The 19,500-nt window shown below is 63.4% G+C and carries 24 protein-coding genes and 1 pseudogene; 12 read left to right on the plus strand and 13 right to left on the minus strand.

Annotation, left to right across the window (positions count from 1 at the left end; all coding sequences use genetic code 11):
• Nucleotides 1-43 precede the first annotated feature (43 nt).
• Nucleotides 44-982, plus strand: coding sequence for an aminoglycoside phosphotransferase family protein (locus tag ACFVVK_RS17110; RefSeq protein WP_390269518.1), 939 nt, complete (start codon nucleotides 44-46; stop codon nucleotides 980-982).
• An 8-nt stretch (nucleotides 983-990) separates the two neighbouring features.
• Here the strand turns inward: ACFVVK_RS17110 and ACFVVK_RS17115 are convergent, their stop codons facing one another.
• Nucleotides 991-1,536, minus strand: a complete 546-nt coding sequence (locus ACFVVK_RS17115) for a hypothetical protein (RefSeq protein ID WP_390269520.1) — start codon at nucleotides 1,534-1,536, stop codon at nucleotides 991-993.
• Nucleotides 1,537-2,057: 521 nt separating this feature from the next.
• On the opposite strand from ACFVVK_RS17115, the gene ACFVVK_RS17120 reads away from it, so the two are divergent.
• On the plus strand, nucleotides 2,058-2,717 hold the full coding sequence (locus ACFVVK_RS17120) for a Type 1 glutamine amidotransferase-like domain-containing protein (protein WP_390269523.1): 660 nt from the start codon (nucleotides 2,058-2,060) through the stop codon (nucleotides 2,715-2,717).
• A 179-nt stretch (nucleotides 2,718-2,896) separates the two neighbouring features.
• Here ACFVVK_RS17120 and ACFVVK_RS17125 read toward each other — a convergent pair whose 3' ends face one another.
• On the minus strand, nucleotides 2,897-3,376 hold the full coding sequence (locus ACFVVK_RS17125) for a hypothetical protein (protein ID WP_390269526.1): 480 nt from the start codon (nucleotides 3,374-3,376) through the stop codon (nucleotides 2,897-2,899).
• A gap of 305 nt (nucleotides 3,377-3,681) precedes the next feature.
• On the opposite strand from ACFVVK_RS17125, the gene ACFVVK_RS17130 reads away from it, so the two are divergent.
• Entirely contained in the window at nucleotides 3,682-4,524 is an 843-nt protein-coding gene (locus ACFVVK_RS17130) for a hypothetical protein (protein WP_390269528.1), read from the plus strand.
• 219 nt (nucleotides 4,525-4,743) lie between these two features.
• Here ACFVVK_RS17130 and ACFVVK_RS17135 read toward each other — a convergent pair whose 3' ends face one another.
• Nucleotides 4,744-5,085, minus strand: coding sequence for a hypothetical protein (locus ACFVVK_RS17135; RefSeq protein ID WP_390269531.1), 342 nt, complete (start codon nucleotides 5,083-5,085; stop codon nucleotides 4,744-4,746).
• Between the two features lie 661 nt (nucleotides 5,086-5,746).
• On the opposite strand from ACFVVK_RS17135, the gene ACFVVK_RS17140 reads away from it, so the two are divergent.
• Nucleotides 5,747-5,914, plus strand: a complete 168-nt coding sequence (locus ACFVVK_RS17140) for a hypothetical protein (RefSeq protein WP_390269533.1) — start codon at nucleotides 5,747-5,749, stop codon at nucleotides 5,912-5,914.
• Nucleotides 5,915-6,071: 157 nt separating this feature from the next.
• Here ACFVVK_RS17140 and ACFVVK_RS17145 read toward each other — a convergent pair whose 3' ends face one another.
• Nucleotides 6,072-6,452, minus strand: coding sequence for a hypothetical protein (locus ACFVVK_RS17145; RefSeq protein ID WP_390269536.1), 381 nt, complete (start codon nucleotides 6,450-6,452; stop codon nucleotides 6,072-6,074).
• A 314-nt stretch (nucleotides 6,453-6,766) separates the two neighbouring features.
• Between ACFVVK_RS17145 and ACFVVK_RS17150 the strand changes: the two genes are divergently transcribed.
• On the plus strand, nucleotides 6,767-7,063 hold the full coding sequence (locus tag ACFVVK_RS17150; RefSeq protein WP_390269539.1) for a hypothetical protein: 297 nt from the start codon (nucleotides 6,767-6,769) through the stop codon (nucleotides 7,061-7,063).
• Between the two features lie 237 nt (nucleotides 7,064-7,300).
• Nucleotides 7,301-7,528 (plus strand): DUF2188 domain-containing protein, encoded by a 228-nt coding sequence (locus ACFVVK_RS17155; RefSeq protein ID WP_390269790.1) that lies wholly within the window; start codon nucleotides 7,301-7,303, stop codon nucleotides 7,526-7,528.
• A gap of 189 nt (nucleotides 7,529-7,717) precedes the next feature.
• Here ACFVVK_RS17155 and ACFVVK_RS17160 read toward each other — a convergent pair whose 3' ends face one another.
• On the minus strand, nucleotides 7,718-9,646 hold the full coding sequence (locus ACFVVK_RS17160) for a glycoside hydrolase family 15 protein (protein WP_390269542.1): 1,929 nt from the start codon (nucleotides 9,644-9,646) through the stop codon (nucleotides 7,718-7,720).
• A gap of 427 nt (nucleotides 9,647-10,073) precedes the next feature.
• A pseudogene (locus ACFVVK_RS17165) lies at nucleotides 10,074-10,433 on the minus strand (DUF6278 family protein); the annotation flags it as partial.
• 139 nt (nucleotides 10,434-10,572) lie between these two features.
• Here ACFVVK_RS17165 and ACFVVK_RS17170 point away from each other — a divergent pair.
• From ACFVVK_RS17170 to ACFVVK_RS17180, 3 genes are read left to right on the plus strand one after another with little or no spacing between them, the layout of a single operon-like run.
• On the plus strand, nucleotides 10,573-11,265 hold the full coding sequence (locus ACFVVK_RS17170) for a histidine phosphatase family protein (protein WP_390269544.1): 693 nt from the start codon (nucleotides 10,573-10,575) through the stop codon (nucleotides 11,263-11,265).
• A 24-nt stretch (nucleotides 11,266-11,289) separates the two neighbouring features.
• Entirely contained in the window at nucleotides 11,290-11,844 is a 555-nt protein-coding gene (locus tag ACFVVK_RS17175) for a DUF3090 domain-containing protein (protein WP_390269547.1), read from the plus strand.
• A complete protein-coding gene (locus ACFVVK_RS17180) occupies nucleotides 11,844-12,611 on the plus strand; it encodes an SCO1664 family protein (RefSeq protein WP_390269549.1) in 768 nt (255 codons plus the stop codon). The genes ACFVVK_RS17175 and ACFVVK_RS17180 overlap by 1 nt, the downstream gene beginning before the upstream one ends.
• Nucleotides 12,612-13,050: 439 nt before the next feature.
• On the opposite strand, the gene ACFVVK_RS17185 is transcribed toward ACFVVK_RS17180, so the two are convergent.
• Complete coding sequence (locus ACFVVK_RS17185; protein ID WP_390269551.1) at nucleotides 13,051-13,701, minus strand: hypothetical protein; 651 nt, start codon at nucleotides 13,699-13,701, stop codon at nucleotides 13,051-13,053.
• Nucleotides 13,702-13,878: 177 nt separating this feature from the next.
• Between ACFVVK_RS17185 and ACFVVK_RS17190 the strand changes: the two genes are divergently transcribed.
• Complete coding sequence (locus ACFVVK_RS17190) at nucleotides 13,879-14,211, plus strand: hypothetical protein (RefSeq protein WP_390269554.1); 333 nt, start codon at nucleotides 13,879-13,881, stop codon at nucleotides 14,209-14,211.
• A gap of 112 nt (nucleotides 14,212-14,323) precedes the next feature.
• A complete protein-coding gene (locus ACFVVK_RS17195) occupies nucleotides 14,324-14,590 on the plus strand; it encodes a YciI family protein (protein ID WP_390269557.1) in 267 nt (88 codons plus the stop codon).
• A 163-nt stretch (nucleotides 14,591-14,753) separates the two neighbouring features.
• On the opposite strand, the gene ACFVVK_RS17200 is transcribed toward ACFVVK_RS17195, so the two are convergent.
• The 4 genes from ACFVVK_RS17200 to ACFVVK_RS17215 all read right to left on the minus strand — a co-directional run bounded on the left by ACFVVK_RS17200 (nucleotide 14,754) and on the right by ACFVVK_RS17215 (nucleotide 17,050).
• A complete protein-coding gene (locus tag ACFVVK_RS17200; protein WP_390269560.1) occupies nucleotides 14,754-15,050 on the minus strand; it encodes a hypothetical protein in 297 nt (98 codons plus the stop codon).
• Nucleotides 15,051-15,270: 220 nt separating this feature from the next.
• Nucleotides 15,271-15,594, minus strand: a complete 324-nt coding sequence (locus tag ACFVVK_RS17205) for a hypothetical protein (protein ID WP_390269563.1) — start codon at nucleotides 15,592-15,594, stop codon at nucleotides 15,271-15,273.
• Nucleotides 15,595-15,631: 37 nt separating this feature from the next.
• Nucleotides 15,632-15,973 (minus strand): class I SAM-dependent methyltransferase, encoded by a 342-nt coding sequence (locus ACFVVK_RS17210; RefSeq protein WP_390269565.1) that lies wholly within the window; start codon nucleotides 15,971-15,973, stop codon nucleotides 15,632-15,634.
• Nucleotides 15,974-16,453: 480 nt separating this feature from the next.
• Nucleotides 16,454-17,050 carry a hypothetical protein gene (locus ACFVVK_RS17215; RefSeq protein WP_390269567.1) on the minus strand — a complete coding sequence of 199 codons (597 nt, stop codon included), beginning with the start codon at nucleotides 17,048-17,050 and terminating at the stop codon, nucleotides 16,454-16,456.
• A gap of 315 nt (nucleotides 17,051-17,365) precedes the next feature.
• Here ACFVVK_RS17215 and ACFVVK_RS17220 point away from each other — a divergent pair, with 315 nt between their 5' ends.
• Entirely contained in the window at nucleotides 17,366-17,728 is a 363-nt protein-coding gene (locus tag ACFVVK_RS17220; RefSeq protein WP_390269570.1) for a hypothetical protein, read from the plus strand.
• A gap of 275 nt (nucleotides 17,729-18,003) precedes the next feature.
• Here ACFVVK_RS17220 and ACFVVK_RS17225 read toward each other — a convergent pair whose 3' ends face one another.
• Complete coding sequence (locus ACFVVK_RS17225; RefSeq protein ID WP_390269573.1) at nucleotides 18,004-18,222, minus strand: hypothetical protein; 219 nt, start codon at nucleotides 18,220-18,222, stop codon at nucleotides 18,004-18,006.
• 66 nt (nucleotides 18,223-18,288) lie between these two features.
• Nucleotides 18,289-18,645 carry a hypothetical protein gene (locus ACFVVK_RS17230; protein WP_390269576.1) on the minus strand — a complete coding sequence of 119 codons (357 nt, stop codon included), beginning with the start codon at nucleotides 18,643-18,645 and terminating at the stop codon, nucleotides 18,289-18,291.
• Nucleotides 18,646-19,500 lie beyond the last annotated feature (855 nt).

Genomic DNA, 19,500 nt, shown 5'->3' on the forward strand with positions numbered 1-19,500 from the left:
TCCTCCAGCAGGGAGGTCGCGCCAAGCAGCTAGCGTAGCCAGCATGGCTATGCACGACGATGAGTTGCACATTGACGAGCAAGTCGCGCGTCGGCTGATCATCGATCAGTTTCCGGAATGGCGCCTCGAGTGCGTCCGCCGCGTCACGACAGACGGCACAGTGAACGCCATCTTTCGCATCGGTGACGACCTTACGGCTCGATTCCCACTGCGCTCCGCCGATCCAGCCGATATGAGGGCGGAGCTCGCCCGCGAAGCCGCGGCAATGTGTGAGTTGGCGGCACATTCTCCGGTCGCGGCACCGGCGCCTGTGGCCATGGGCGATCCGGGTTACGGCTATCCCTTGCCGTGGACTGTTCAGACCTGGATACACGGCGCTGTCGCGACACCCCACCACCTAGCGCACTCCGAAATGTTTGCCCATGACCTCGTGAACCTCGTACGTTCGCTTCGCGCTGCCGACACGAAGGGACGCCACTTCGCCGGCTCGGGGCGTGGCGGAGACCTTCATGATTCCGAGGCGTGGATGGAGGTCTGTTTCCGAGAAAGTGATGGACTGCTTCCGATCGATCGGCTCCGCGCACTCTGGGCGGAATTCCGGAGCTTGCCGAATGCCGACCCCGACGTGATGACGCACGGTGATTTGATTCCCGGCAATCTCCTCGTCGAGGATGACCGATTGGTCGGCGTGCTGGATGGCGGAGGTTTCGCTCCGGCTGACCCATCACTCGATCTTGTCGCCGCATGGCACATGCTCGATGACGAAAGGAGGTCAGTCCTCCGCGGTGAGCTGGCTTGCGGTGACTTGGAGTGGTGGCGTGGAGCCGCGTGGGCATTCCAGCAGGCAATGGGCCTGGTGTGGTATTACCGCGAGACGAACCCAGGGATGAGCACGCTCGGGCAGACCACCCTGGCGCGCATCCTCAATGACCCAGTATTTGCAGGGCTTACCGGCAGAAACGGACTCGACCGTTGCACGTAGGCCAGCATCTAGACCAAAGCTGCGGCGATCACAGAGAGAATCGCCAGCAGTCCGACGACGGCCACGGGCACGTTCCATGTGGAGACAACAACCTCACATGTGGAGGTGAACCCGGCCGCGCGGGCGTCCTGCCACGCGGCGACGATGGCCTCACGTCCGGTCCTCGTCTCCGGCCGGCTGATGCGTTCGTTGCTCGGAAGCACGGTGAAAGGACCGCTCTTAAGGCTTACTTCATTCTGAAATCCGGAGCCGAATGCGGACGGCGGGGTCGGAGCGCCCCAGCTCACGTACTTTTTGCCGGCCGCCCAGATGGCTGTGGTGAACCGAACCTCGATGTCCTTCACGGCCCCAAACGGTATCTGGTGGTCGCGCAAACCATTGATCACCTCAAACCCAGAGCCGTCGATGCGCAGGCACGGCCGCCACTGAGACGCGTAGACAAACCAGGACAGCAGAACCAGCCAGGGCGCAGCGCGTATCGCGGCATTAAGATCTCCAGCAACTAACAACCACGCCAGCGTGCCGGCGGCGCATATCCACACGCCTGCGGCCACCGGTCGGGCCGATGCCGACCGGTGCGTTATGGCGGGCCGCACCGACGCATAACGACCGGATCCCCCAACTGGCTGTCCCCTCACCGGGTCCCCGTTCGACGTCTGCAATGGTCCCCCTCCATTCGCGGGCACCCGCCCGGATGAAAGAAACCTAACCTAAGAATCATCCTCTGCCCCTGATTGTTCGGTCGTCCGTCGGAGTTGGCCAAGACCTTGAGGCACGAAGTGGGCTTTGATCCAAGACCGCTGCTTCCGGAGACGTGCCTGAAAGTGTCCCGTTCAGGGATCCCTAACCGGGACAGTCAGCGGGGTCGGCCAGTGCCGGGCGGTATCTATCTCATGGACGGACAGACCAACGGGAGGTCTGCGTCCATGCCGAACTGTGGACAAACTTTTACTGGGTGTGTACCTATTGAAGGGCCGAGCACCAGGCTGGCGTGCTTACCGGATCTGTCGGCGAGTTCCGGCCCGTTCCCGCGGCACGGCGCGCATCCACCATCCACGCGAATTTGGAGGCACGTTTGAAGCTCTTGCTTACCTCAGGCGGCGTGACGAACCCGAGCATCCACTCGGCGCTCGTGCAGCTTCTCGACAAGCCGGTCGCCGAGTGCCGCGCCCTGGTCGTCCCGACAGCGCAATGGGGTCACCCGATGTGCGGACCGGCATCGGTGCGGGGCCTCCTGACCGCCGAGCACGACTTCCGTCATTTGTCCGGCCTGGGCTGGGCGTCGCTCGGCGTTCTCGAGCTCACCGCGCTGCCTACCATCGGCGCGGATCGGTGGGTCCCTTGGCTTCGGGAGGCCGACGTGCTCTTGGTCGACGGCGGCGACGCGACGTATCTGTCCCATTGGATGCGGGAGTCCGGGCTGGCCGAACTGCTGCCGTCACTTCCCGACACGGTGTGGGTGGGAGTGAGTGCCGGAAGCATGGTGATGACGCCCCGGATCGGGGAATACTTCGTCGAGTGGCCGTCCGCTCCGGATGATCGGACCCTGGGGGTTGTGGATTTTTCGATCTTTCCGCACCTGGACGCTTTCCCGAGCAACACCCTGGCCCACGCAGAGCGGTGGGCCGCCGACATAGGCGTCCCTGCCTACGCCATCGACGAACAGACAGCTATCAAGGTCGCCGGCGGCTCCGTCGAGGTGGTTTCCGAAGGACAATGGAAGAAATTCGGGTGATAGGTGCCCAGCATTTGTGACGTCGCATAGCTTTTGTGCACGGCAGGGACGGGACGAACAGGGATTGCCTGCAGCGAAAACGGGCAGGTTGGGACTGCCCCCGACCTTGTTGACTCCTTCACCTAAGGCCGCAGCGTCCGGTGACGGATCCCCTACGGACGTTCGGGTGCATCGGGCGGTCAGGACGGGCGAGCTGCAGAATTCGAGACAACGACGTCCTTGCGGATTGCCCAACGGCCAATGGCCGCCGCTGCGCCAACAGTAGCCCATGGGATCAGTAGCCAGGGCTGCCAGCCGAAGCCCAAGACGCTTCCCAGCAGCCAGAACACGAGGGTGGGAACCACGAAAAAAGCTCCGATGTGGATCCATTGATTCCGGACCGGGCGCAGAAGATAGGCCAACACCCAAGCCAGTGGCGCCGCGAACACCAGGGAAACCCCCAAACCATAGAAAATCACCATGCCCAACAGGCCCCACACGTGGCCGGCGTCGGTCCCGTCGCGCGCGGCGGGCACGCCGTAGCCTGCCGCCACCAGGAGCAGTAGCACGCCCACCCAAAGCGACGTGGCGATCAGCCAGCCTTTGATGAACGCATACGCATCCAGGAACACCCTGTGCGACTGAGCCGCATGCGGCTGTGCCGCGTTCCCCGATGCCATGGGCTTAGCCTACCGATGCGCAAAAGCTTTCCGCCCGTGCCGTGGGCGGCTGGCCGATAGGGGGTCCTTTACCGGGCACCGAACCACTCCGCTTTGCATGGTCATTCCCTCTGGTCAGCCCGTTCCGTGAGGATTCTCGTCGAAATTGCAGGGGTATACTCGGCCTCATGTTGCCTACGCGCCGATTTACTTGCCCCCGACCGGTTTCCGGTCGCGAGGGCTTGATGGCGCGCGCCTAGGTCCTGGCGCCGGATCTGAGTCGGGGGAGAACTTCACCCCTCCTCACATCCAATCCAAGGACCACCATGCCGAACTACCTTACTCCCACCGAACTCCATGACGCTCTGACCATCCGGGATCTCTCAGATCCCAGCAGCGGGCCCCATGCAATGCAGACGCTCCTGCAAGCCGTCACCGACACGCTCAGCAGCCGGTGGAATATTGCCGACCGGCTCATCCGCCACAGCCCCTTAGTCAGCGTGGTCGACAACTACGACCACCTCGGCTTCAGTGCATCGGATGTGACACGGGACCAAGGATACTCCCGCTACATCAGCCCAACGGTCATGCTGCGTAGCCACGCCTCGGCCTCCATCCCGTCGCTACTTCGAGCCTTGGACCCTGCCGGATCCATTGACGAGCTCTGGACTATCCCGGGTGTTGTTTACCGGCGCGATTCCATCGACCGTACCCATGTCGGAACGCCGCACCAAGTGGACCTGTGGCGAGTCAGCTCGCGGGTTCACCTCACCGCCGGTGACCTTCAGGACATGATCGCGGCCCTCGTGCAAGCTGTGCTTCCCGGTGCCCAGTGGCACGCAGTCCCGGCCGTCCACCCCTACACAGAGCAGGGCTTACAGGTCGATGTTCTGATGGACGGGGAATGGCTCGAACTCGCCGAGTGCGGTCTCATGGCCCCGCACCTGTTCCGACAAGCCGGTCTGGACCCCGCCAAATGCACTGGGCTGGCCCTTGGAATGGGCTTGGACCGTGCCCTGATGCTGCGCAAAGGCATCCCGGACATCAGGTTGCTCCGGTCCACGGACAAGCGTATCGAACAAGAGCTATACATTGAAGCTAAATTCGTCCTCCTTCCGTTGCCGAATAACGTCTTAGTGTTTGCCCCGGCGCACCGAACACCGTCATGATCACATCCAACGTGGGCCCGTTGCTGCTGAACCGCTGTCAACCGATCAAGTAGGCGAATCCGCGCCCGTCCGAGGCCACCGCGTGGACGAAGCCTCTGGCTCTATAAAGGAACGCGGTGGCGTAGGCCAACTCGGATTCCGGCAACTGACCAGCCGAGTAGGACCCGCTCAGGGCGGCTTCGATGTCGTGGTCGCTGATAGTCTCAAGGTCCCGGGCTATCAGTGCGACCTCGTGAGGTAGAGTGCGCGCACCCATGGGCACCAGGTAAAACCATCGTCGGCGTATGTCACCTGCCCTTCGAACATCCGGTAGGCCGCTCTGGCTGCAGTGCCTGAAGATCGCGGGGCGGTGAGGCGCTGCAGGTACGGCCATGCCTTGTCGAGGTAGAGGAGGTCGCGCTCCGGCAGGGATTGCCGGAAGTCTGTGACGCCCTGCGTGAAGCCAGGTTCGAGGCCGCACGCGTCCGCGAACGGGTCGGAGCCGATCACGGTGAGTGGGTCAGCAAGTGCCTTCCCGGTCTGATCGCTGTCGAATGCGTACGCGTAGTATCTGATTCCCATACGAGGATTCTGAGCGGGCAAGGCGCTGCGCCGGCCATAATTCTGCCCTGTGTGGATAACTCGAGGCCACGGACCGACGGTCCTCAAATATTAAAGAGGATCGTCTCACCGGATGCATCGCCGGATCGCACCGTCCGGCTTACATGGTTCATTAGCAGCCGCCGTTTGCGGCCCCCCCCTTCCTGCGCACATGCTCCTTCGCACCTCTCCCCGACGGACGTGCCCCCGGGCGCCCCTCCCAAACGGACATGCCCATGACCTGCTTGATCCCACTGGACATGCTCATTCTTACGGCCCTTCATCTGCGGAATGTCCACTCGTGAGCCGTCCAGGAGGACATGCACGCTCTTCCCCACTTTCCCGGAGGGACCTGCCCATTTGTCGGCAAGTCCAGGAGGACATCCAGATGTTCTGTCTCGTCCCGCCCACGAAAAGAGGACATGTTCACCGTGGTGATCCCTTACCGGAAGCGGTTGCAGGGCAACTGTTGCCCGCATTGGACAGGCAGGTGACCAGTGCCGCGATTGGCCCCGGCGAGGCCCAGGTTGACAGCGCCGGCCCCCGAGCCAAGACCACCGGCGGACAAGCCCAATTGCCCCCGGCTGTGGACAGGTCACACCCGGAGCTTGCTGGACTGGAACATCGCCAGGATTCCCGTTAATTGTTCTTGCCAACGCCCGCGACCGGCGTCCAAGCCCTCAACGCCGTCGTCCACGGCTGGCAGGGCACGGGGGCGTGGCTGAGCGCCGTCATCGTCGCCCTGCCGCTCGCCGTCGTGTTCGCGGTAGCGGCCCTGCGCAGGATGGGCATGAAGCCCGTGCGTTCATAGTGCTTTCCGATTCTGCCGCCATCCGGCTGAGACCATTCTGCGAACCGCGGCGGGGTTCGGAGGGTGCCCCGCCTGGTGTTCGGGGTCCGAAGGTAGCGGAGCGCGGGTGACCCGCCTGCCGGCATGACAATTGCCCCGCGTGGACGGGCGCGACGGCTCAGTGGCTGCTGGTAAATCGGTCTGCTGTACGGGCCGGTTCAGAGGAAACTGCCGGGTCATAGGAGCGCCCGGCTGCCGGTTCCACGTTGGTCCGGGCGAGAAGAGCCGCGACGACTTCGGCGACGAGGTCTTCCTTGTCGCGCTTCTTCGCGTCCTCCACCTGGGCAACTTCAACCCGGGCCGCCTGCCATGCCGACCAGTGGCCCGAAACGAGGGCCCACAGGGACAGCGCCGAGACGTACACGACGGAGTCCAGCCAGCCCATTATCAGCGAGAGGGGAATCATCAGGATCCAGAAGACTGCGAGCCAGCCGTTGACCTTCCGCATGAAAACCGGGTCGCCCTGCACCATCGCCCACAGGCTTTTTATCGGTCCCACGTTTGTTCTCCTCAGAAAGCGGCGGGACAATCCCGCCGTCGGGACCTTAGCCCGGCTCTCTGGGAGGAACCTGAAGCCGGAATCCGCAACATCGGGAACGCACCCCGCCTCCGTGTCCCCGGCAGGGACACAAAGCGGTTGGTGCCGGGTGCAGGGAAAGGGCCCGCCGCGGAGTGGAGTGCCCACGAGCTTTGCGATGTTTAGTTCCTGCCCGTGTAGTCTCTGATGCAGCAGAACCCTTCTGATCACTCGCCCCAGAGACCTGTTTTCCGCGTGTTTGTGGACGATCGCTTCGACACCTAGGCAGGCCCTCCATGGACCCGTTCACCGACACGAGTACCCTCCCTTTGTCCATCGCCCAGGTTGAGCCGGACGCCGTCGGGGCGCCGGACGGGACGGCGGGACACGACGCCGCGGCAGGGGCCGGCTCCTCCGTGCTGCATGAGCAGCTGCTGGTTGCCGTCGTGACCCGGGCCGGGGAAGTCGAGGCCGCGGAGTGGGCCCTGGACCAGGCAAAGACCGCCCGCGACACGCAGGTCAAGGCCGCCCTGGAAGCAGGTATCCCGGCTGACACGGTCGAGCGGGCAGCAGCAGGACACACAGGGGCCTGACCCACAGGGCGCCGGCAGCCCTTCACGCCCGCGTGCACACGCAGGTTCCCCGGAGCTGGGGACCACCAGCCCAAACTCCCCTGCTCGCCAGCTGGTGAGAGGCACGGTTCCGCGCCCGGAGGCGCGGCTTTCACAGGGAGGCTTCCTTATTTTCCGTCTGCCCGGCGGCCGGTCGCGAAGGTGGCGTGCGCAGGGATGTGTAGCGTGGCGGGTGTTCCGTGACAGAAAGGCAGTGTGATGGCCCAGGGTGACGTTGAGACTTACTACGAAGATGGCCAGTGGAAGAACCGCCGCGAAGGCACCGGCCGGGCGTTTGGCGCCTCCTACGCCACCAAGGACGAGGCGGTGGCCGACGGCCGGAACGCCGCCACCCGCGACGGTGTCGAGCACGTCATAAAGAACCAAGACGGCCAGATCGGGCAGAAGAACAGCCACGGCAACGATCCCCGGAACGTCCCGGGTTAACCCCAGGCGGGGCCGGCACACTGTGCCGGCCCCGCCGGAGGGTGTCCCTCTGCAATAGAAATCTTTGGAATGACTGTCGGCGGCGCTGACGACGTGGCCGTGGACGTGCGGCGGCTCCGCTTCCGTGCCGGCTGGATCCTGCGCTCTGGTCGGGGGAAACCTCCATAGCGCGCCGCAACCGCCCAGCTGTCAGGTGTGGCGGTGTGCCGGGGCGAAGAGCGCCGCGCGGCTGCTTTCTTCGGCGCGGATGAGGTGCACGAGCGCATTAATGAGGGCCAGGTGCGTGAACGCCTGCGGGAAATTGCCGAGGTGACGGCCGCTCACCGGATCCAGCTCCTCAGCGTAGAGGCCCAAGGGACTGGCAAGGGAGAGCAGACGTTCGCACAGCGCCTTGGCGCGTACCAGTTCCCCGATCTCGACAAGGGCAGAGACGAGCCAGAACGAGCAGGTCGTGAAAGTCCCCTCGTCACCGCTGAGTCCGTCGTCGGTCTGCTCGGGGCGGTAGCGCAGGACAAGGCCGTCCCGGGTGAGTTCATCGGCGATGGCCAGGACGGTGGCGCGCACGCGAGGATCGTTGGCGGGCAGGAACCGGACAAGGGGGACAAGGAGAAGGGAGGCATCGAGGTTCGTCGTGCCGTAGGACTGGACGAACACACCGCGGTCATCGACACCATTGCGGCAGATGTCGTCATGGATCTCCTCGGCGATGGTGTCCCACTTCTGGGCGTAATCGGCTTGACCGTGCAGTCGTGCGAGCCGGGCACCACGGTCCAGGGCGACCCAGCACATGAGCTTGGAGGAGGTGAAGTGCTTCGGTTCGCCACGGACTTCCCAGATCCCGTGGTCGGCGTCACGCCAGTGGGCGGCAGCCTGCTCGACCTGGCGGAGCAGAACGGGCCAGAGCGGTTCGGAGAGCTGGTCACGGGATTTGGCATGGAGGTAGACCGAGTCCAGCATGGTGCCCCACACATCAAGTTGCCGCTGGCGCGCGGCAGCGTTGCCGATCCGGACGGGACGGGCGCCGTCGTAGCCGCCGAGCCCCTCGACAGTGACCTCGGGAAGGTCCCTTTCGCCGTCGATGCCGTACATGATCTGCAGGTCCTCCTCGGCGGCAACGTCGCGGATGAAGGCAAAGAAGTCATCAGCTTCCCGGTCCAGGCCGAGGGTGTAGAGAGCCCAAAGCGCGAACGTGGAATCGCGCACCCATGTATACCGGTAGTCCCAGTTCCGCTCTCCCCGGGGTGCCTCCGGCAGCGACGTGGTGGGCGCCGCGACCAGAGCGCCAGTCGGTGCGTAGGTGAGGCCCTTCAACGTCAGCGCGCTGCGTTGCAGCGCCTCCCGCCATGGGTGGTCGGGAAACTCGCCCCCTGTGATCCATTGCCTCCAGAACTCAGTGGTCTGCCACTGCTTGCGCGTCGCTTCCTCCCACGTCCGCGGCGGCGGCAGCGACCCCCACGAGAGAGCGATGAAGGCCTGGTCGCCCTCGATCATCCGGCTGCGTATGACCACAATTGAGTCCTCGATGCCCAGCCGGCGGTCGGTGGTCAGACGCAGGACCGGATCCCCCTCGTGGCCGCTGACGGAAACGACTTCCCCGTATCCGGGACCGGAGAACTCCCACCGTGCCCGACGCCGGCCGTAGTCGAAGACCGGCTCGCACAGCACAGACAGATCAACTGCACCATTGACGCACCGGACGGTGCGCAGCAGGCAATGCTCCGCCTCGTAATTCGTCGGCGGCCGGCGGTATCGGCTTGCCCTCGCTTCGGTATGGTGCCACGGACCCATCACCAAGGCATCCCTCACGATCAGCCAGCCCGTCCTAGTCTGCCAGGTAGTCTCGAGGATCAGACTGCCGGGGAGATAGCGGCGTGCAGTGGGCTCCCGGACGCCGTGGGGCGCCACCTTGAAGCCGCCCGCAGCACGGTCGAGCATCGTGGAGAACACGCTGGGCGAGTCGTGGCGCGGCACACACATCCACTCCACCTGCCCGCTCGGCGCGATCAAGCAGTTGCCCTCGCAATCGGACAAGAACCCGTAATCGGCGATCGGCGGGTACGGGCTCGTGCCTGCCCCGGGCCGCCTTCTCCAAGGCTCTGGTTCCGCCCCGATCCTCACTATCCCAGTATGCTCCCCCGCGTTGGAACCGGCTCCAGGCTCCGCTGCTCACAGAACGGCGAAAGCAGGGGTCAGCGCACCCGACTCAGGCCTTTTTGGCGGGCGTGTCTTACGGCGTAGTTTCCCGCAAAGCCCTGCTGTAGGTGGTGGGCTCATTTCGAGTTGCTGCCGACACTGCGAGGTGGCGAGGGCTAATGCGTTTAGCGAAATACCCGGCGTACGGCAACACGATAATGGTGTCCACGCCGCTCTCCCAAGCAGGGATCAGGTCCGCGAGGTTCTTGCGTTCCGCATCATTAGGGACAGTCGGGATCAGATCCCCGTGCCAGTTATTGAAAGCCTCGGGGTCCAGACCGTCCCAGTCGTATTCGGTTGTCCACAGCGGGGGTATGAGTGGATGTACACAGTCCAAGCGACCGCGGTGAGCTCAGGATGGCACCGACCCCACTCCCTGTAAACGGAACACCTCCCGTTGGCGGAACCCATACCGGGCCGTATTCGATGAGGTTTCTGAGGTCACGATTTCCAATGCGTGCGCATAGTTCTGTAGGAGAGTCGGTGTCCCTTTGTCTAGGCGTCTTGCGGCGACAGAAACTACGGAATCCGCGGTGTTTCGGGCCACGCGGACGCACGGGCTGCCTTCTTCAAAGACTTCCCAATGCGCCCCTGGAACGGTGTGCGTGAGAAGGTCGCCGTAAAACATGCCGATGGCGCGGACTAGCTCTGCCAGAGTGGTTCGGTCATCGAGCCCATCTATGAGGTGATCGATTGCGGCAGGATCCTCTTTGGAGCGTGGAAGCTCGTCCCCGAGAGAATGGAAGTAGGCCCCCTAGGATTTTCGTCAAGATGGTGCTGTTGGCTTCCGGGTGTAGATAGTTCAGGAAGCGGGTTCACACCGCCATCGAGCGGGTAGTTAGGCTGGGTGGATGGCGACAGTTATTCTCGTGCGGCACGGCCGCACCACAGCCAATGCCACGGGACTGTTGGCCGGTCGGGCCGTCGGCGTCAGCCTGGACCAGACCGGGCGCGAGCAGGCGGCTCTGACTGGAGACCGGCTCGCGGCCGTGCCCGTAGTCGGGGTGGTGTCGAGCCCTCTTGAGCGTTGTCAGCAGACTGCCCAGCACATCCTCGATCGCCAGGCGGGCACGCCGTACGCGCCGGTCGATCTCGATCTCACCGAGTGCAATTACGGCCAGTGGCAGGGCCGCACGCTCAGTGATCTCGCGACCGAGGATTTGTGGCCGGTTGTACAGTCGCAACCGTCCGCCGTCGTCTTTCCCGGCGGTGAATCCATGGCCGCGATGCAGGCTCGGTCGGTGGCAGCGATTCGACGCCACGATGCAGCCTTCGAAGCCGAGTACGGGCCAGGGGCCGTGTGGGTGGCGGTCAGTCACGGTGACATCATCAAGTCAATCCTCGCCGACGCGCTCGGCATGCACCTTGACCTGTTCCAGCGTATTACCGTGGGCCCCGCCTCCGTATCGATCGTGCGTTACGGCGCCAGTCGGCCGAGCGTCTACGCGACCAACACCGACGCGGGTGATCTGTCGTGGCTGTCGAACGGCATCCACTCTGGCGATGCGCCGGTGGGCGGCGGTGCAGGGCAAAAGGCGCCATGAACCTCATGTGCCTAAAATACTGACATGCCTACACGTGTTCACGAGTTTGCCTGGCCTGATCGGGTCGTCGTTGGCACCATTGGTCTTCCGGGGGCGCGCACGTTCTACCTGCAGGTGCGCGCAGGGACGCAGATCGTGAGTATTGCCCTGGAGAAGCAGCAGTCGGCTCTGCTCGCGGAGAAGATCGACGAAATTCTCGACCAGCTCATCACCGTCGAGGGGAACCCCTTCAGCGTTCCCACGAGCACTCCCATTGAACTTGTCGACAACGACCAACTCGAGGCCGTTCAAGAGCAGTTTCGCACCGGCGCCATAAGCCTGGGCTGGGACCCGACGACGGCGCAGATCGTCGTAGAGGCCTATCCGATCACTGATGTCGATGCTGATGACAACGACGTATCGCGTGATGAGGACGACGCTCACGCGCCCGAAATGCTGCTGGTGCGAATGCCGGTCGGCACCGCGCGCGCATTCGCTAAGCGCACCCGGGAGATCGTTGGCGCAGGGCGTCCCACGTGCCCGCTCTGCGGTTACCCCATAGACGCCGATGGGCACATCTGCACCCTTCCCGAGGCCTGATGCCGGCGCCGGACCTAGTGACCGCCGAGCTGACGCTCACCGGCCGCATCACGACGGCTTCAAACGCTACATTCCTGGGCAGCATCGGCGACGTGATGGTCGTCTATAAGCCAATAGCAGGCGAAAGTCCGCTGCGGGATTTTCCCCACGGCACCCTGGCTCACCGGGAGGTGGCCGCCTCCCTGGTCTCGCAGGTCTTCGGCGGGGACATCGTGCCGCACACCTGGCTGCGCGATGGTCCGATGGGCGAAGGAATGGTGCAGCTCTGGAAGGAGCCAGACCCCGCCCAAAGCGCCGTGAACCTGGTCGCGGCCGCCCACGTGCCGGAGACCGGCTGGAAACACGTTCTCGAGGGACGAGACGAGAACGGACGGATGGTCACCCTCGTTCACGAAGACTCGCCGGCGCTCAGACGCATGGCGGTGTTCGACGTCGTCGTCAACAACGCCGACCGCAAAGGCGACCACATTCTTGCCATGACCGACGGACACCGGCACGGCGTGGACCACGGGCTCACCTTTCACCGTGACCACAAGCTGCGCACCGTCCTGTGGGGATGGCTGGGAGACGCTCTGACCGCCGAGGAACGCGACGGCATTGATCGTGTCAGCGAAGAACTGCACGGCGGGCTAGGCCGAAACCTAGCGGACTTGCTCAGCGCCGAAGAAATCGCATCGCTCGCCGCGCGCTGCGCCCGGTTGCGCTTGGCAGGGCGGTTTCCGGCTCCGAGCGGTGAAATGCCGGCCGTGCCCTGGCCGCTGTTCTAAGGGAATTACGGCTACGGACCTCGCAGGCTGTTTCGGCAGTGTGTGGGTGGGCAGGCCGGGTCAGGACCCGCTACGGTTCGCGTTTCTGCCCTCGAACTCGGGGAATCCGTCCACACGTGCACCCCGGTACGTGTGAATCGCAGAGCAGTTTTTGGGCTGTGACACAGCGAGAGGTGGCGGTGTTTTTTCGCGGCGCTAAATGTCACCTCTGTTGCCGTAAGCCGAACCCTGACCGGGCGACCTCGGGCACCTCGAGCGCGACGATGAGAGTCGTCACCCCGTCGGTATCGCTGAACGAGTAGCTCTCGTGCAGCCCGAGGGCGGGCCCTTCGCGGCTCTCGACGTCGTTCTCGATACCGCAGAGATAGCGGATCGATACGAACTCGTGCCCTCGTAGGTCGATCCCTTGTGGAAGTCCATTCGCGGTAGGGCTCCGGGCTCAGCCGCGCGGCGCCGGCAAATCGAGGTTCCAGTGGCGCGAGACCATCAGCAGCCACCCGGTGTCGGCCTCGTCGTGGCCAAGGCCTGCGGGTCCGGGTGTGATGTAGAACCGCGAGACGACGCGCTGAGATCCTTCGGCGTCTCCATAAAGCACGTCAACGGCGAAGCCGTCGTCGCCGGCGGCTCCAACCGTGGCGTTACGGTAGTCGGCCGACTCCGGGTCCCGGATGGCGACCTGGCAGAAACCGGCGTCGTTGGACGGCACGTAGATGTCGCGTGTCAGCCGGTGGAACTCCTCGACTGGTGCCAGCGGAGCCCTGGCGTCCGGTGGCAGATGCCAGCCGTGCAGGATCGCCACCCCTGTGCCGGCGTTGCGCACAGACATCACCAGGTACACGGTGTTGTCGGCAATCTCGAGGGCGGCGTGGCCACCCTGCACGACCATCCACTTGCCTTCCATAAAGCGCACTTTCTGCGGGGCATCCGACCAGTTGGAAGGCAGCAGGATGGGGCGCAACCCGTTCAGCAGTGCGCGCTCGGCCAGCCGCGCCGAACGGTTGGCCGACCTAGTCGAGATGAACGTCGCGACGGCGAGCACCGTTGTACCGAGAGCGGTACCGAGGTTGGAGAGTAGAAGCCAGTCGACCATAGGCAACATTCAACGCCATCCCCAGCCTCGCCAGCAATCGACGCCGGACGTCGTCAGAGTCAAAGCTGGCGCGGCGCCGGTCAAACGATCGCCACACCATCAACAGCCACTGGGGACGGCCCTGCCCGGTCCAGGTTCGGGGTTGTCCACTTCGCTCCCGGGAGCGAGGATGATCCCATGCTGCCCGAGGAGCGCTTCGACATCCTGGTCAAGGAATTCGCCGCGAGCCCTGGCGTCACCGTACCGGGTGAATCCGGACGGCGCGGTTTCGGTTCGTCCGCGCTGAAGGTCAACAGCTCGATTTTTGCCATGGTCTCGGGCGGCAAGCTGGTCGTGAAGCTGCCACCTGCCCGGGTCCTCGCGCTGGTCGGGGCCGGAGCCGGCGAGCCCTTCGATGCCGGAAAGGGCCACCCAATGAAGGAATGGCTCACCGTGACCGCCGAGGACAAGGAGTCTTGGCTGGCACTGGCGCGGGAGGCCCTGGACTTCGTTGGGTCCACTCACCATTGACCTGCGCCAACGACATCGGCGCCCGTAAACGCCCCGGCAGGCTGTCGTCTCTCGGCCGAATCCTTGGATGCCCGTCCCCGGAGGAGTTCCTGGAGGGGCTACTGTCGGCACTATGGAATTCGTGGTCTTCTACGCAACCAAAGATCCTTCGCGCCTGCGCGAGGTCTACCCGTGCCATCACGCCTACGTCGAACAATTCGCCCACAACGGCGGCCTGCTGGCCATCGGGACCTTCGACGATCCTGTCGCTAACGGCTCCATGGCAGTTTTCGAAAGCAGAGAACGGGCAGTGGAGTTCCTCGCGCACGACCCCTTCGTCACCGAGTCCGTCGTCAACCCGAGCGACATCCGAGAATGGAACGTGCAGACTTTCCGGTGAGTGCCCCCTAATGCTGGGACCAACAGGCCCACCGGGTTGCGGCATTCACAGCTGAGCCCCGACACCGGCCACCGCCGGGCCCCGAACAAACTACCGGCCCGGGGCTCTTCCCCCGAGTGCGGCTCTGCCTCCCTTTACGGGATGGCGGGTCCGGCCGTCGTGATCAAGTCACGGAGCCATGCGAGGGCTTCTTGTTCGTCGGAGACGTACCGGCTCGGGCATTGGGCCAGCGGCAGCCCGCGCCGACCGTGTGCAATGACGCGGTCCACAGGCGTGCTGCCCGGGATCGCACAGGCCGTGACGGTCGAGGCTCACTGAAGACTCGGACCGCGTCGCGGCTGACAGAGTCCACGCCCGTGATCTCCAGCAGGACCGCTGCGGCCACGCGGCGGGTCAGGGCCAGGAACTGCTCACGGACCAGAGTCCCGTCCTCAGCGGTGACGATTCTGAGCGGGCGCACGCTGCGCAGGCCAGAATCCTGCCATATGTGGATAACTTGAGACCAGGGACCGGCGGTCGTCAGACACAAAATCGCCAGGTATTAATGAGGCGGGGCCTCACCGGATGCATTAAATCTGAATTCAACCATGCCCCGTCATAGAGAACCCTCTGCTCATCGCAATGGACCATCTCGACGGGAGTGTCTCCGCGGCCCATGCTCTCACCCCACTCCTCTACGTTTAGCCGGCTTCGAGGACGAAGAAGATGAAGGACAGGAACGCTGTCTTCTCACCGTTGAGGATGCGCGGGGGAAGGAGTTCGTGCGGCGTGTCTGGAGATGGCTCTGGTTCGCTCACGGTGGCCACGCGGTATCCCGCCGACGTGAAGGCGCTGATCATCGCGTGGAGTGGACGGTGCCAGAAGGTCAGGACCGCAGGCTCGCCATCGAACTCGTACTCCTCCGAGTACTGCCGGATGGCGAAGTAGTCCTCGTTTGGTTGGGTGACCACGCTGACCGTGGGGTGATTGACCGACAGGATCAGGCGACCGCCCGGCTTCAGCACGCGCCTCAGTTCGGCAAGCGGTCCTGCCCAGTCCTCCTTAGTGCAGGACCAAAGATGAGACAACGTCGTCGAAGGAGCCATCGGCGAAAGGGAGCGGCTTGCTGAGGTCGGCCACGAACAGGTCCGCTGTCGCGCCCAATCGCTGTCTTGCCAATTCGAGCATCGCTGGACTGGCATCGAAGCCGGTCATGATCGCGCCTTTCGCGCCCAGTGCCGCGGACAGGGGCCCGGAGCCGCACCCTGCGTCCAGGACCCGGTGGCCGAAGACGTCGCCGGCGAGGCCAACCATCGCCGGGCGCTCGTAGTAGGCGTTGAGGAGGCTGGACTCGTTCTCCGCCGAGTAGCTCTCGGCGAAACTGTCATAGTGGTCGGCGTTCACTGATCCTCGCTCACAGGAGAAGGCTCATGGTCAGGACGGTCGGCTCGATCCTAACAACCTGATCGCCCAAACCGCACTGGGCCGCCGGTTCCTGCGTCCGCAACATCGACACCACCAGGCATACGGCAACGAACCCGGCGTCGGCGAAGGCGTGCGCACCGTGGGCGTCCCACGGTCGGAGCCCCTACCTGCTGCCGATGGTCTCCGCGCGGACCCGGGCCGCCACGGTGCGCGTCGACCCGAGGCAGCGCTCGTCGAGCAGTGGCGCGACCATTCATTGAAAAGAGATCAGCCCGTCGCCTTCGGGCGACGGGCTGATCTCTATGCCGGACATTCTGCCGTATTCAGACGTGTCGTGGATGGCGGTGATTGGCCCACAGACGCTGAACCGGAACTCGACTACACGTTGAAGCGGAACTCAACCACGTTCCGTAACTGATTAACCTTTACGTGCGGAGGCGGTCGGCAACAGACGCGGACCTACACATCTCTCGGGAAAAGCCAGCCCGTGAACGGGCCATCGAACATGGCTAGGCCGACTTCTGCGGCCGTCATGACCATGTCACAGAAATCCGTCTCAGCGACCCGGGTTCCTCCAACGCGCGTCGACATCCAAACCTGCTCGGAGTCTCCCGCACGAACGAAGCCCGGGAAATCCTTCTCGATCCTGCTGACTTGCCGATCTTCGGGCCTGATTTTAATGTGCATCGGACGCGGTTGTTCGAGGGGTGCAATCGCCGCATGGATCTGAACACTTACGCCGCCAGGCCTAGGCATCAGGTAAATGGTGACGACCTTCTGCGCCACTGCTGTGGGCGTGTGGCCAGACTCTAGTGGTACCTCCCACCGCGTCATACCGTTCGCCTGTGGAACGGCACGACCGTTGAGGAATTGACCGCGCATGGAGAAGTCTTGCTTGACGGAATAGAACTCATAAAAGACGACATCGATCCAAGGCTGCTGCCCCGATCGGAATCGAATCCGGACGTCACCATCGTCGTCATAGCTCCAGGTCATGCCAGCATGGTCGAGCGCTGGGCCGATCTCGAGCAGGGATGTTGCGCGAGTCAGATCCATGCCTTGTCTCTCTCCAATGCCGAAATAGGGTGTGGGGCGTCCAATATGCCGTACCGGCACAGGGGCTCTTTTGAAAAAGGATATCGGAGCACTCCATATTGATGACCAGCTATTACGCTATTAACCAAACTTTGACGCGATGGCAAATATCTGTCGGATTGGCTTTGGCCCCAAGAGCGAAACACCATCTATGAAGAATGCACGAGCCGGTCTACAGAACGCGGAGTAGACGATCGGGATCACCGGACTACCACGCCGAGAAACGACGGTATTGCCAATAGCCTATGCCTTAAGGACCAACTAACGGGGGACGATATGACCGCATCACCGCACTGCAAGCCTTGGGGTAATGACCACACAAGCGATGGCGAGGAGGAATCCTGCCACACGAGTCTACTGATCTACAACAACGGCAGGCCGGAGCGGGTTAGTCCCGCTCCGGGAACAACGTCGGCTTTTATGCAAGACGGAATGCCATGGGAAATCTCGTGGGCCACCTTCCAGGCTTACCAAGAAGAAGGCGGCGAGGAGCCCCTCATAGAACTCCAGTTCCATGAGGCGGAGGATGACCCGATGGGGAGTGCAAACCTGTACATGAACGTGAGTGAGCTCCGAGCATTCAACTCCACGCTCACCTCCATACTCAAGGATCTTGACGTAGAGGACCGGCTCCCCTAACAGGAAAGGCCCGGAATGCGATCAGCACCCCGGGCCTTCCTCAGGCAACCACTTGAAACCTAAACATTGAAGCGGAACTCCACCACCACGTTCCGTGGCCGAATAACCTCATCGAGCGAGTAGCCGAGAACCCCGTTCGCTGCTGTGGAACATGGTTGCAAGTACCAGGGTCTACGACCTCTGCAGACGACGCGGTAGATCACAGGCTGCCTCCGCTATGCCCGCGATCCTTGTGCGTGATTGCGCGCGGAGTTTCCGGTCCTCGTTCTGCACCGTTACGAACGGTTCCGCTTACGCCGAAGTGCCCGCACGAAAGCGACGATCCCGACGAGGAAGATCACAAGTCCGGCCACCGCAGCGATGCCCCGCATCGACGTGAGCGCGCTGAACGCGAGCAGCTGGGAGGAGGAGATGAGAGCGCTGACGAGAGCCCCCAACGCCCACAGCCAGGCCGGCGTGGGTGGTCTCTTCCTCGCATTCACTTGGATCAGCATGAAGGAGGATGCATGGGCTGTGGTGCCATCTGCGCAAAGCGAAGACGCCTCAGAAACGATCGTCGCCTAGGGGACTAGCGGGCCTGCGTCCGAATCCTCGCCAGGTCCATCAAAGATTTCCGCCACTACCGCGGACACAACCGATCGCACAGTTGCGACGATTTCCGAGGCGAGCGGATCGGCGACTGCGTGACGCTCACGGAGCGCATCAGCCAACTTCTCCCCCACTTCATCTTCCGTGAGCAGCATCTTCGCAACCTCTTCGGCCATCCAGCGCGCGGTTTCGTTCGCGACTTTCCGGACGACCGGCTCATACTCCGCCCGCCACTTAATTTCAGCTTCCTTCTGGCGAAGCAGGGCTTGCATTCTGGCATCGACGAGTCGCCGGGCGGCCGCGCTAAAGGCCGTGTGAAAGTCCGTCATTCGGATTTCCCCCCTCTTAGTGATTCCCCGGGGCGATCACGCCCTGCCGTGATCTCTCTAAGGGTCATGCTCTTCACTGTCGTCAAGGAAGTTGCCGCCGTAACCCGTTCGACGGCCAGAGAGGAGGCGTCGTGGGCTGGATGGGCCCCGCTGGCACGGGTTCGGGACAAAACCGCACGGAACACTAAATTTGATCCCTGAAACTGGGGTAGACAGAGAACAAGCCCGCATCTCATCGCGAGAAGCGGGCTTGTTGTGTCGCCTCAAAGGGCACGGACCTGGTCGGAGACAATGAGGAGGCCGAACCAGAACACCATCCAGAAGTTAGACCGCAAACCTAAATTCAACCACGTTACGTAAGCGACTAGCGTCTGAAGATGGACGACGGATCACGCCAACACATAACAAGTCCGGGCGCGGTGAAGGTTGCTCACGCATGCGCGGACCCTCATGCGCATTTTTCCGCCTATCCGACTCTCCAAACCCAGAGCGCTTGCCCACCTGGCCGGGACGTCGGAGGCCGGATTGCTCGGCTACCAGCAATGGTTCGGGCGGACGACCATCATGGTCGGCTACTGGAAGAGCACCATTGCTCAGCGGCGCTACGGCGGCCCTAGCGTAACGGCTTCGCTGCACGAGGCCTGGATGGGTCGGGCCACCACCAACGGCGTCGCGATTGGCGCTCAGCCCTGCGTTGGGCCGCGGCCAGATAGTCCTCGCGCGCCGCATTAAAGACCTCGTGCGGCAAACTCAGCGTTGCACGGCTCAACTGTCGGCCTCCCAGTAGATCGCTGATTGCCCCAGGGATCGACCGCATCCCCCGGGCACCTTTCACGGACCGCCGGAGCTGCACGC

Source organism: Arthrobacter sp. NPDC058192 (genome assembly GCF_042883665.1).
GTDB lineage: Bacteria > Actinomycetota > Actinomycetes > Actinomycetales > Micrococcaceae > Arthrobacter.

Coding starts and splice junctions, on each gene's coding strand:
- ACFVVK_RS17110 (WP_390269518.1), top strand. CDS start 44: ATGGCTATGCACGACGATGAGTTGCACATTGACGAGCAAGTCGCGCGT.
- ACFVVK_RS17125 (WP_390269526.1), bottom strand. CDS start 3,376: ATGGCATCGGGGAACGCGGCACAGCCGCATGCGGCTCAGTCGCACAGG.
- ACFVVK_RS17130 (WP_390269528.1), top strand. CDS start 3,682: ATGCCGAACTACCTTACTCCCACCGAACTCCATGACGCTCTGACCATC.
- ACFVVK_RS17135 (WP_390269531.1), bottom strand. CDS start 5,085: ATGGGAATCAGATACTACGCGTACGCATTCGACAGCGATCAGACCGGG.
- ACFVVK_RS17150 (WP_390269539.1), top strand. CDS start 6,767: ATGGACCCGTTCACCGACACGAGTACCCTCCCTTTGTCCATCGCCCAG.
- ACFVVK_RS17155 (WP_390269790.1), top strand. CDS start 7,301: ATGGCCCAGGGTGACGTTGAGACTTACTACGAAGATGGCCAGTGGAAG.
- ACFVVK_RS17170 (WP_390269544.1), top strand. CDS start 10,573: ATGGCGACAGTTATTCTCGTGCGGCACGGCCGCACCACAGCCAATGCC.
- ACFVVK_RS17175 (WP_390269547.1), top strand. CDS start 11,290: ATGCCTACACGTGTTCACGAGTTTGCCTGGCCTGATCGGGTCGTCGTT.
- ACFVVK_RS17180 (WP_390269549.1), top strand. CDS start 11,844: ATGCCGGCGCCGGACCTAGTGACCGCCGAGCTGACGCTCACCGGCCGC.
- ACFVVK_RS17185 (WP_390269551.1), bottom strand. CDS start 13,701: ATGGTCGACTGGCTTCTACTCTCCAACCTCGGTACCGCTCTCGGTACA.
- ACFVVK_RS17190 (WP_390269554.1), top strand. CDS start 13,879: ATGCTGCCCGAGGAGCGCTTCGACATCCTGGTCAAGGAATTCGCCGCG.
- ACFVVK_RS17195 (WP_390269557.1), top strand. CDS start 14,324: ATGGAATTCGTGGTCTTCTACGCAACCAAAGATCCTTCGCGCCTGCGC.
- ACFVVK_RS17215 (WP_390269567.1), bottom strand. CDS start 17,050: ATGGATCTGACTCGCGCAACATCCCTGCTCGAGATCGGCCCAGCGCTC.
- ACFVVK_RS17220 (WP_390269570.1), top strand. CDS start 17,366: ATGACCGCATCACCGCACTGCAAGCCTTGGGGTAATGACCACACAAGC.
- ACFVVK_RS17225 (WP_390269573.1), bottom strand. CDS start 18,222: ATGCTGATCCAAGTGAATGCGAGGAAGAGACCACCCACGCCGGCCTGG.
- ACFVVK_RS17230 (WP_390269576.1), bottom strand. CDS start 18,645: ATGACGGACTTTCACACGGCCTTTAGCGCGGCCGCCCGGCGACTCGTC.